Source organism: Streptomyces sp. NPDC051940 (assembly GCF_040680895.1).
GTDB lineage: Bacteria > Actinomycetota > Actinomycetes > Streptomycetales > Streptomycetaceae > Streptomyces.
In genome coordinates, this window is the sequence record NZ_JBFAXR010000200.1 from 1 (window position 1) to 10,724 (window position 10,724).

Here is a 10,724-nt window from a genome sequence, read left to right on the forward strand (position 1 = left end):
GCAGGCCGGGCACGGAGCCGCCGGTGAGCATGTGGTCGTCGTGGCCGTCCGAGGTGAACAGCGGGACGGTGACCCCCCGTCCCCCGTCACCAAGGAGATAGGGTTCCCAGACCCGAAACCGCGGAACGGAGCAACACATGTCGAGGGACGCCCGCTGGAAGGCCCTGCTGGAGCTGCTCGTCGAGCAGGGGCGCCTCGACGTCGAGGAGGCCGCCACCACCCTCGGCGTGTCCGCGGCCACCATCCGCCGCGACTTCGACCAGCTCGCCGAGCAGCAGATGCTCGTCCGCACTCGGGGCGGCGCCGTCGTCCACGGCGTGTCGTACGAACTCCCCCTGCGCTACAAGACCGCCCGCCAGGCGGGCGAGAAGCACCGCATCGCGCAGGCCGTGGCCGGGCTGATCACCCCGGGCGAGGCCGTGGGGCTGACCGGCGGCACCACGACCACCGAGGTCGCCCGCGCGCTCGCCGTACGACCCGATCTCTCCGAGGGCAGCCCCGCGCTCACCATCGTCACCAACGCGCTGAACATCGCCAACGAGCTCGCCGTACGCCCGCAGTTCAAAATCGTCGTGACGGGCGGCGTGGCCCGCCCCCAGTCGTACGAGCTGATCGGCCCGCTGGCCGACGGCGTGCTCAGCCAGATCACGATCGACGTGGCCGTGCTGGGCGTCGTCGCGTTCGACGTCGTGCACGGCGCCGCCGCGCAGGACGAGGCGGAGGCAGCCATCAACCGGCTGCTGTGCGACCGCGCGGAGCGCGTCATCGTGGCCGCGGACTCAACCAAGCTGGGCAAGCGCGCCTTCGCCGGCATCTGCGCCGCCGACCGCGTCGACACGCTGGTGACCGACTCCGGGATCGACGACGCGACGGCGGCCCGGTTCGAGGAGGCCGGGGTCACGGTCGTGGCCGTCTGACCCGGGGGCCTCCCCCAGCCCCGGACCTCAGTCCCAGCCCCAGCCCCCGCCACGCCCCCCCGCCCCAACCTCCCCACCCCCGCCGCCCCGGCCGCCCCCTCCGTCCGGCCCGCCGAACACGCAAACCCCCCTCCGCGCAGCCCTCTTGACCCACCGCGCGCCAGCGCCATATCGTGCGCGAAAGCGCTTCCTAGAAAGCGCTTTCCATTTCGGATCCCGAAGTGGACCCACCAACCGAACCGCGCCACCTCCCCATCCGAGCCGCACATCTCCGAAGGCGGGTGCGATGCCGAAGTTCAGAACCGCTTTAGTGGCCGTCGCGGTAGCCGCGGTCGCGCTGCTGCCCATACCGCAGACCGCCGCCGCGGACGCCGAGACCACCGCAGCCGGGCTCGCGGACCCCATCCCCGAAGAGCCCACGCCCACCGATCTGGGCCTGGAACTCACCGAGTTCGCCCAGCTCCCCCGGTCCCAGCCGGCGACCGGGACCGTCACCGACGGACGTCTGATGCGCTACAACCGCATCAACTACCTCGGTGAGGTCCCCGACGGCTCCGGCCGGCTCTACGTCCCGGACCTCAACGGCAAGATGTACCTGCTCGACGCCGACGGCGGCGGGCAGCACACCTATCTCGACGTGGGCGCCTCGTTCGCGCCGCAGTTCTTCTCCCACCGGGGTCTCGGCCAGGGCTTCGGCTTCGTCGCCTACCACCCGGACTACGCGGCCAACGGCAAGTTCTACACCGTCCATGTGGAGCTGGCGTCGCTGGTCACCAAGCCGGTGGACTTCACGGCCCAGCCCGGTACGACATACCACGGCGTGATCACCGAGTGGACCGCCGACGACCCGGCGGCCGACACCTTCAGCGGCACCCACCGCGAGGTGATGCGGATCGGCTTCAACGGCCAGATCCACGGCATCCAGGAGATCGGCTTCAACCCGACCGCCGCCAAGGGCACCGCCGACTACGGCAAGCTCTACATCGCGGCCGGCGACGGCGGCCGCGGCGCCCGCAACGACGACCCGCGCAACCTGGCGATCCCGCACGGCAAGGTGCTGCGTATCGACCCACTGGGCACGAACAGCGCCAACGGTCAGTACGGCGTGCCGGCGGACAACCCGCTGCTGGGCAAGGACGGCGCCCTGGGCGAGATCTACGCGTACGGCTTCCGCGACCCGCACCGGTTCAGCTGGGATCCGGGCGGTACGCACCGGATGTTCCTCGGCAACATCGGCGAGAAGGCCGTCGAGGAGATCGAGGAGATCGTGCCCGGCGGCGACTACGGCTGGAGCGAGCGCGAGGGTACGTTCGCGTACAACCGCAGCGCTGCCGCCGACCCCTGCTCGCGGCTGTCGGAGCTGCCGGCGGACGACGCGAAGAACGGGTACAAGTACCCGGTCGCCCAGTTCGACCACAACCCGCCGCCCGGCTGGAACTGCACGGACGACGTCGGCCACGCGGTGATCGGCGGCTTCGTCTACCGGGCGAACAAGCTGCCGGGGCTGCAGGGCAAGTACGTGTTCGCCGACAACGTCTCCGGGCGCCTGTTCTACACCCACACCGGCGACATGCAGCTCGGTGAGGCCCCGGCGACGATCTACCAGATGATGGTGTACGACGGCGCGACCGGCGAGCGCACCACCATGCAGGGTCTGCAGGCCGACACCGTGGTCGGCGACGTGAACCGGGTGGACCTGCGCTTCGGCCGCAACTCCGCGGGTGAGCTGTTCGTCCTCAACAAGGGCGACGGCAAGATCTACAAGGTCACCGACACCCGGCGCTTCGCGTCCTGCGAGGGCGACTCCGTCACGCAGACGGACCTCATGGACGCCGGCAACTGGGACCCGGTGACCCCGTCCAAGTGGCAGTTCCCCGGCGACCAGGTGATCCTCGCCGAGGCCGGGGTCGCCCGGCCGGGGCCGCGGCGCCCGTTCGAGTACGCGGTGCTGAAGAACGGGCCCGTGCTCGGTGACGCCCAGGTCGACGCCGAGGTCAGACTCGACACCCCGGTGTCCGTCAGCAACCGGGACGTCATCATCGTCTTCGGCTGGAAGTCGGACACGGAGTTCTACTACGCACATCTCTCCCAGGACAACACCATCTACCCGCACAACGGGATCTTCCGGGTGAACAACGCGGACCGGGTGCGGATCGAGGACCAGTGGGACGCCGTCCACTCGCACGGCGCGCCCCCGTCGGTCACCGACACGGACTGGCACGGCGTACGCGTGAAGCACTGCGCGGCGACGGGCGAGATCGCCGTGTACGTCGACGGCTCGGACTACCCGCGGATGACGGCGGTCGACAAGACCTTCACGTCCGGCCGGGTGGGCTTCGGGTCGTTCGACAACATCGGCCGGATGCGCGAGCTGACGGTCACCGGCACGCCGGTCGGCTGACCGGTCCCGGCTTCCGCCGGCCGACGGAGACACGGATCCCGTCGGCCGGCGGACCCCAACGGCGCCCCCGCGCTCAGGCCGCCGGCACCTCGGCGATGGGGCTCAGATGGACCCCGGCGAGCCGCCAGCCGCACTCGCCCTCGCAGCGGGTGAGGAACTGCGTCATCCGGAACTCCCCGTCCATGTCCAGCCCGTTGTACGTCGACTGCTGGCTCTGCCGCCCGATCGCGATCGCGGTGCTGCCGTACTCGCGCACCTCGACCTCGGCCCAGTCGAACCAGTCGTGCAGCAGCAGGTCCTCCCGGTAGCGCCGCAGCCACGCGTCCTTGTCGTGGACGTAGCCGCGCGGCCCCACGGCCCGGAAGTCCTCGGTGAGCAGCGTCTCCAGCGCCTGCACGTCCCCCGCGAGCTCCGCGGCGGCCCAGCGCGCGGCGAACTCGGCGAGCTGCGCGTCCATGACCGGCCTCCTTCATGTCTCGGCCTCCGTGGCACAGCCTCCCGGTGAACGGCAGGCGGCACATCGGCCGTAAGGAGGCACTGCGGTTACAACCCGGGGAGTAGTCCGCGCCCTGTGACACCGCACCCACCGCCACCCCGCCCCTGGTGTGGTCTAGACAACCCGGGTAACGTCGCTGCCATGTACACCGACCTGACGCTGGTTCCCCGTCCGCAGCAGATCGAGATCCTCGGCGCGAGCGCACTCCCGCTGACCGCCGCCGTGCGCGAGACGCGGACCGAGGGCCTGCCGGCCCAGGGCTTCGAGATCGACATCACCGCCGACGGCGCCGAGCTGCGCCACGGCGACGAGGCCGGTCTGCGCTACGGGCGCGCACTGCTCGAGCAGATCCGCCGGCAGGCGCAGGAGCAGGACACGTGGCCCGGGCTGCGGGTCCGCGACTGGCCGGACTTCCCGGTCCGCGGGTACATGCTGGACGTCAGCCGCAGCCGCGTGCCGACCCGCGAGACGCTGGAGCGGATCGTCGGCCTGCTGGACCTGCTGCGGATCAACCAGCTCCAGCTCTACACCGAGCACACCTTCGCGTACCAGGACCACGAGCCGGTCTGGCGCCACGCCTCGCCGCTCACCGCCGACGACGTGCGGTGGCTGGACGGTCTGTGCGCGGCGCAGGGCATCGAGCTCGTCGCGAACCAGAACACCTTCGGGCACATGGAGCGCTGGCTCGCCCACGAGCCGTACCGCTCGCGGGCCGAGCTGCCGGACGGTTTCGAGCTCTTCGGCGCCCACCGCGGCGCCTCGACGCTCGCCCCGACCGAGGACAACGCCGACTTCGCGCTGGGCCTGGTACGGGAGCTGCTGCCGCACTTCACCAGCCGCCGGGTCAACATCGGCTGCGACGAGACCTGGGAGCTGGGCCGCGGGGTGAGCGCGCCGGACGCGGCGGAGCGCGGCAAGGGCCGGGTGTACGCCGACCATCTGCGCCGGCTGCTGACGCCGCTCCTCGAGGAGGGGTACGAGCCGCAGTTCTGGGGCGACATCATCGCCCACTACCCGGAGCTGGTGGGCGAGCTCCCGGCCGGGGCGACCGCCGTGGCCTGGGACTACGAGGCGCCGAGCGCCCGCGACGCGTGGGGTGCGTGGCCGCAGGCGGTGCACGACAGGCTGGCGGCCGTCGGGCACGGCGTGGACGGGCTCGCGCCCGGCTTCGCGGCGGTGGCGGCGCCGTTCGCCGAGGCCGGCTACCCGTTCTGGGTGGCCCCGGGCACCTCCACCTGGAACACCCTCACCGGCCGCATCGACAACGCCCGCGACAACCTCCTCGACGCGGCGCTCGTCGGCCGCGAGCACGGCGCGGGCGGCTATCTGATCACCGACTGGGGCGACAACGGCCACCTCCAGCCGCCGTCCGTCAGCTTCCCGCCGCTGGTCTACGGCGCCGCGGTGGCCTGGTCCGCCGACGCCAACCGCGACCTCGCGCTCTCCCCCGTCCTCGACCGCTTCGTCTTCGCCGACCCGACCGGCCGGCTCAGCGCCGCGCTGGACACGCTCGGCCACGCCTGGCGGCGCACCGGCCGGCAGTCCTTCAACGCCAGCCCGCTGGCCGCGGCGGTGGTCCCCGGCTCGTACCTGCTGGGCGAGGGCCTCGACGCCGACCAGCTCACGGCCCTGGTCCCCGACCTCGACGCGGCGCTGGCGGACATCGCCGCGGCCACACCCGGCAGCCCGGACGGCGCGCTGGTCCGGCGCGAGCTGACCGCCGCGGCCCGGCTGGTACGGCACGGCGCGTGGCGCCTGCTCCGCGAGGCGGGCGCGCCCGCCGCACCGGACGACAAGGCGCTGGCCGCCGATCTGGCGGAGGCGACGGAGCTGCACCGCGCCGCCTGGCTGGAGCGCAGCCGCCCGGGCGGTCTGGAGGCGGGCCTGGCCTCGCTGGAGCGGACGGCGGCGGAGTACGGACAGGGCTGAGCCCGGCCCGTCAGGAATGGAGGAAGGCACTGAGCCCGACCCGGCTCAGGCCTCCCCCTCGTCGTACAGCTCCAGCGTCCGCGTCCCGCCCGAGAGCCGCTCGGCGGCCACGGCCGCCAGGTGCGCGTGGAGCCGCGGCCGTACGAGCGTGCGCGCCTCGTCCAGCGTGACCAGCCGCCACTCGGCGATCTCGCGCGGGTCCAGGCGGATCGCCGCCAGCTGGTCCGGGGTCAGGACGCCGCCGTCGTAGAGGTGGATCGTCGTGGGCGGGCGCGGGTCGTCGCAGCGCCAGTAGACGGCGAGGAGGCGGCCGGGGGTGATCTCCACGCCCAGCTCCTCGCGGGCCTCACGGGCGGCGGCGCGCCGCGGGGTCTCGCCCGTGTCGGCGTCGACGCCGCCGCCCGGCAGGATCCAGCCGCGGTCCGGGTCGTACGCCGGGCGCACCAGCAGCAGGCGGCCGGTTACGTCGCCGCAGAGCACGCTCGCGCCCGCGAGGACCTTGGGCCGGCCGGCCAGGAACGACGCCCGGTCCAGCTCGCCGCGCTGCTCGCGCCCGGCCCGTTCGGCGGCGTCCTGGGCGGCGGACGAACCGGGCTGGACCGCGCCCCGGACCAGGTGGGCGACCGTGCCCGCGTGCAGTGCGGCGAGCGCCGCGCGCAGCCGGGCGGCGAGGACCGGCTTCAGCAGGCGCTCGGCGTCGGCGGGTTCGTGCCAGCCGGCGGCCACGATCTCGCCGTCCGCGAACCGGATGCCCTCCACCTGCCCCGCGGTCAGCGGGCCGACGGCGTGGATGTGCGTCACGACGGCGCGGCTGCTGCGGCGCGGCCCCGCCGCGTCCACGGCGAGCAGCCGGCCGACCGGCAGGTCCAGGCCCAGCTCCTCGCGCAGCTCGCGCGCCAACCCCTGCTCGGGCGTCTCGTGGCCCTCGACGGCGCCACCCGGCAGTTCGAGGTAGTCCTTGTACGACGGGGTGAGCACGAGCACCCGGCCGCGTCCGTCCAGCACGATGCCGGTCGCAGCGACGATGGGGGCGGGCAGGGCGTCGTAGTAGGCGCGGGACTCCTCGGCGGTGAAGCGCCGGGCGGGCGGGGCGGTCTGCCCCGCCTGTCGCGAGGACCGCCCGCCGGCCGCCTCGTCGTCGAGCAGCGCCGCCGCGAAGTCCCGCCGGTGCTCGGGGTGTTCCCGGAACCACCGGCCGAGATGGTGGGTGGCCTCGTCGTGCACCATATGCGTGAACCGGGACCGCTCCCCCAGCGCCGCCGCCACCTCCCGCGTCACCTCGGCCGGGATCACCGCGTCCTCGGCGGGCACGACGAGTACCGCGCGCCCGGTGAAGCGCCGGTACGCCTCGAGCGCGCCCGAGTCCCGCCAGCTCCCCGGGCGCCGGATGACGCCCGTGAACCCGTCGCCGAAGCGCAGCGGCCACGCCTGCTTCGCGTACACCGCGGGGGCGCCCAGGCCGACGGCCCGGACCCGGGGGCCGTAGTGCGCGGCCAAGTCCGCCACCGTCTGCCCGCTCATGCTGAAGCCGACCAGCACCAGCCGGTCCTGGCCCGGCACCCGGGCGTCGATCACGGACCGCGCCTGGTCGAACCGCCTGCGCAGGCTGAGCAGCGGCAGCTCGCCCGTGCTCTCCCCGTGCCCGGAGAAGTCGAACGCGAGGGCCGGCACGCCCAGTCGGCCGAACTCGCCCATCAGCCCGGCGAGCCGCTCCTTGTCGGCGGTGCCGGCCCCGTGGAGCAGCACGGCGGTGGTACCGCCCCCACCCGCATCGGGCAGCTCCAGACAGCTCAGCCGCTCACCGTCGGCTTCGTGCACATACCGCTTGAACGCCGTCATCCACCCGCCCGGGCTCGTCCGTCCGTATGAAGCACCCTAACCCCGCGTTTGACGGCGTATCGCCCGGGCCACCCGTCACCGCATGGCGGACAAGCAGAGCCTGCGCGTCGGGAGGCACACCGTCGACGTGTCCAACCCGGACAAACCGATGTTCCCCGACGACGGCATCACCAAGGGCGAGTTGATCGACTACTACCGGTCGGTCGCGCGCACCATGCTGCCGTATCTGCGCGGGCGCCCCGTGAGCATGGAGCGCTACCCGGACGGGCTGGACGGCCAGTCGTTCTTCCAGAAGGCAGTGGCCGGCAACCACCCGGCGTGGGTGCGCACGGAGGAGGTCAAGAAGGAGGGCGGCACGGTCACGATGGCCGTCTGCGACGACACGGCGACCCTGGTCTACCTGGCCAACCAGGCCTGTCTGACCCCCCATGTCTGGCTCAGCCGGGCGGAGCGGCCCGAGCGGCCCGACCGCCTGGTGTTCGATCTGGATCCCCCGGGCGACGACTTCGGGCTCGTCCGCTGGACGGCGTTCGAACTGCGCGCCCTGCTCCAGGAGCTGGGGCTGGACCCTCTGGTGATGACGACCGGATCGCGCGGACTGCATCTGCTGCTGCCCCTCGCCGGTGACGAGGACTTCGACTCCGTACGGGCCTTCGCCCGCGACGTCTCCGAGCTCCTCGCCGGCCGGCACCCGGACCGCCTCACCACCGAACCGCGCAAGAACAAGCGGCGCGGCCGGCTGTATCTGGACATCCAGCGCAACGCCTACGCCCAGACCGCGGTCTCCCCCTACGCCGTGCGGGCACGCCCGCACGCCCCGGTCGCCGCACCGCTGACCTGGGAGGAACTGCGCGACGAGGACATCGGGGCGCGGCACTGGACGCTGCGGACGATGCCCGGCCGGCTGCGCGACACCGGCGACGTCTGGCGCGGCCGGCGCCGCGGACGCTCGCTCACGGCTGCGCGGCGCAGGCTGTCCGGGCTCGACCGCTGATCGCCAAGTAGGCGCACTGGAACGTCGTCGGCCCCCGTTTCCGCTCCGTCCACCTCCAGTTGGACGAGATGGTCGCCACCGCCCGCGCCTACGCCGACACCGTCGCCGAACGGCCGCCGCGATCGGCGTACCGCCCGACGGCCGGGCGCGTGCCCTCGCGCCGAGACATGTGGATGTTCCAGGCGGAACAGCGGAGTTGAGACACCCGGGGGTGCCTCACGGCGTCCGTGGCGCACCCCCGGACGTCAGCCGACGCCCCCGCCGTACGAGCCGCTCCGGCCGGCGTCCCACCTGCCCGGCCGCTGGTCCTTCTTCCGTCGGGTGAGCGGCGACTGGGCCTCGTACGGGGTGCGGCGGCGGTCGCGGAGCTCGGTCTGCTCGATGTCCTCGCGCATCTCCAGCTCCTCGACGACCGGTCCCGACTCGGGCAGCTTCGGCTGCTCCTCGGGGGTGGGCGGCGGGGGTTCGTTGTCGCGGATGCGCATGCCGAGCCAGACGGCTCCGATCAACATGCCCACGACGATCAGGCCCATCACGAAGGGGCCGATGCCGACCAGCAGGTCGTTCAGTGCGAGGTTCACAGGAACCTCCCGTTCCGTCAGTAGCCGTCGTAGTAGCGGCTGCGCTCCTCCACCACCGGCGGCTGCGCGGTGGGCGGGACGGCGCGGCGGCGCCGGAAGATGCTGAGGAAGGCCGCGAGGCCGATGGCCCCGGCAGCCATCAGGATGATGCCGACCATGTCGAGGTCGACACCGGACAGCTCCCAGTCGGTGGCGAAGGCGAGGATCGCCCCGACGGCGAGGAGCAGTACGGATCCGCCGATGCCCATGAGAAGTCCCTCCGGCTGTGGGTGTCGACTGCGGAATGGCTCTGGTGGGCCAGGCATGGTTCGGGTACCCAGCACCATGCCCGGCATGCGGACGGCCCGCCCGCCGCCCACACGGGGTCTCCGGACCTGGGCCCCGGAAACCCGATCGCGGAACTGATCCGGTCACCCGACGCGGAGGGAAGCCGTCATGTCCGACACGGTCGCCGACCAGACCGCGTACGCCCGGCGCGCCCCGACGGCCGTGATCGTGCCGGCGGACGTGCAGGAGCCGGACTACTCGCCTCCCACGCACGAGTTCAAGATGGTGCCCTCCAGCATCAACTGGAGCGATTTCACCCCCCGTCCCGGACGCGAGCGCGATCGAACGCGCGGCGGCCCGCGCGGAGGTGGCGCAGGTCGCGGAACTGCTGGGGGCCGGGGTCGCGAGATGCGGGACTGCGACACGCTGCTCACGGTCGGCTCCAGCTTCCCGTACACGCAGTTCCTGCGGGAGTTCGGCAGGGCCCGCAGCGTGCAGATCGACATCGACCCGCACATGGTGGGCTGCGTTATCCGTACGAGGTGAACCTGGTCGGTGACGCGAAGCAGACACTGCGGGCGCTGCTTCCGCTGCTGCCGGACGACTCGGTGCTGACCTCCGACTCGGGCGGATGCGCGGTTCGCTGTCGGGACGGCTCGCCACGATGGGCTGCGCCGTGCCGTATGCCATCGGCGCCAAGGCGCTGGCCGGGGACGGGGCGATGCAGATGAACGGGATGGCTGAGCTGATCACCGCCGCCAAGTACTACGGCTCGTGGAGCGATCCGCGCCTGGTCGTCGGCGTGTGGAACAACCGCGATCTGAACCAGGTGACCTGGAAGATGCGGGCGATGGGCGGCGCGCCGAAGTTCGAGCCGTCGAAGTCGACCCTGAAGGGGGATCCGGAGCGCGGGGCGATGGTCAGACGCGGGCTCAAGGCGAAGATGCAGGAGTTCCTGCCGGGCGGTTCGCGCAAGGGTGAGCGGGAGTAAAGTGGGAATGTTCCGGAATTCGGCGGAATTACCGCCGCGGCACCGGAATCACTTCCGGGGCGCGGGGAACCCGGCATTCCTGGAGGTGCTTTTATGGTTCCCCTTTTGCTGGTTCTGCTGATCGTACTGCTCCTCTTCGGAGTCGGCTTCGCCTGGAAGGTGCTGTGGATCATCGCCGTGGTGGTCCTGGCCGTGTGGCTGCTGGGCTTCCTCGAGCAGCCCGGACCAGCGGGCGACGACGTTGTAGTCGACGCCCAGCCGACGGCGCTTCGGGCCCACCGGCTGGTCCTCCAGCGGGCCGTGCAGGAG

8 protein-coding genes and 3 pseudogenes are annotated in these 10,724 nt (G+C 72.5%); 7 read left to right on the forward strand and 4 right to left on the reverse strand.

Features of this window, described 5'->3' with window-relative positions:
- Window positions 1-137 precede the first annotated feature (137 nt).
- Window positions 138-917 carry a DeoR/GlpR family DNA-binding transcription regulator gene (locus tag AB0M28_RS38320; protein ID WP_365415096.1) on the forward strand — a complete coding sequence of 260 codons (780 nt, stop codon included), beginning with the start codon at window positions 138-140 and terminating at the stop codon, window positions 915-917.
- A 286-nt stretch (window positions 918-1,203) separates the two neighbouring features.
- Window positions 1,204-3,318, forward strand: coding sequence for a PQQ-dependent sugar dehydrogenase (locus AB0M28_RS38325; protein ID WP_365415098.1), 2,115 nt, complete (start codon window positions 1,204-1,206; stop codon window positions 3,316-3,318).
- Window positions 3,319-3,391: 73 nt separating this feature from the next.
- Here the strand turns inward: AB0M28_RS38325 and AB0M28_RS38330 are convergent, their stop codons facing one another.
- Complete coding sequence (locus AB0M28_RS38330) at window positions 3,392-3,775, reverse strand: nuclear transport factor 2 family protein (RefSeq protein ID WP_365415100.1); 384 nt, start codon at window positions 3,773-3,775, stop codon at window positions 3,392-3,394.
- Window positions 3,776-3,955: 180 nt separating this feature from the next.
- On the opposite strand from AB0M28_RS38330, the gene AB0M28_RS38335 reads away from it, so the two are divergent.
- Window positions 3,956-5,743 (forward strand): glycoside hydrolase family 20 zincin-like fold domain-containing protein, encoded by a 1,788-nt coding sequence (locus AB0M28_RS38335; RefSeq protein ID WP_365415102.1) that lies wholly within the window; start codon window positions 3,956-3,958, stop codon window positions 5,741-5,743.
- 45 nt (window positions 5,744-5,788) lie between these two features.
- Here AB0M28_RS38335 and AB0M28_RS38340 read toward each other — a convergent pair whose 3' ends face one another.
- Window positions 5,789-7,582, reverse strand: a complete 1,794-nt coding sequence (locus AB0M28_RS38340) for an NUDIX domain-containing protein (RefSeq protein WP_365415103.1) — start codon at window positions 7,580-7,582, stop codon at window positions 5,789-5,791.
- A gap of 82 nt (window positions 7,583-7,664) precedes the next feature.
- Here AB0M28_RS38340 and ligD point away from each other — a divergent pair, with 82 nt between their 5' ends.
- Together ligD and AB0M28_RS38350 are read left to right on the forward strand one after the other, a co-directional pair.
- Window positions 7,665-8,576 carry a non-homologous end-joining DNA ligase gene (ligD, locus tag AB0M28_RS38345; RefSeq protein WP_365415105.1) on the forward strand — a complete coding sequence of 304 codons (912 nt, stop codon included), beginning with the start codon at window positions 7,665-7,667 and terminating at the stop codon, window positions 8,574-8,576.
- Window positions 8,573-8,721 (forward strand): annotated as a pseudogene (locus AB0M28_RS38350) (ferritin-like domain-containing protein); the annotation flags it as partial. The gene ligD and the pseudogene AB0M28_RS38350, both read left to right, overlap by 4 nt.
- 100 nt (window positions 8,722-8,821) lie before the next feature.
- Here the strand turns inward: AB0M28_RS38350 and AB0M28_RS38355 are convergent.
- Both AB0M28_RS38355 and AB0M28_RS38360 read right to left on the reverse strand, forming a co-directional pair.
- Window positions 8,822-9,157 (reverse strand): DUF6479 family protein, encoded by a 336-nt coding sequence (locus tag AB0M28_RS38355; protein WP_365415107.1) that lies wholly within the window; start codon window positions 9,155-9,157, stop codon window positions 8,822-8,824.
- Between the two features lie 17 nt (window positions 9,158-9,174).
- Window positions 9,175-9,405: a DUF6458 family protein gene (locus AB0M28_RS38360; protein WP_365415109.1), complete on the reverse strand. Its 231-nt coding sequence runs from the start codon at window positions 9,403-9,405 to the stop codon at window positions 9,175-9,177.
- Window positions 9,406-9,607: 202 nt separating this feature from the next.
- Here AB0M28_RS38360 and AB0M28_RS38365 point away from each other — a divergent pair.
- Window positions 9,608-10,415, forward strand: a pseudogene (locus tag AB0M28_RS38365) (thiamine pyrophosphate-dependent enzyme); the annotation flags it as partial.
- A 93-nt stretch (window positions 10,416-10,508) separates the two neighbouring features.
- Window positions 10,509-10,637: pseudogene (locus AB0M28_RS38370) on the forward strand (hydrophobic protein); the annotation flags it as partial.
- Between the last annotated feature and the right edge of the window lie 87 nt (window positions 10,638-10,724).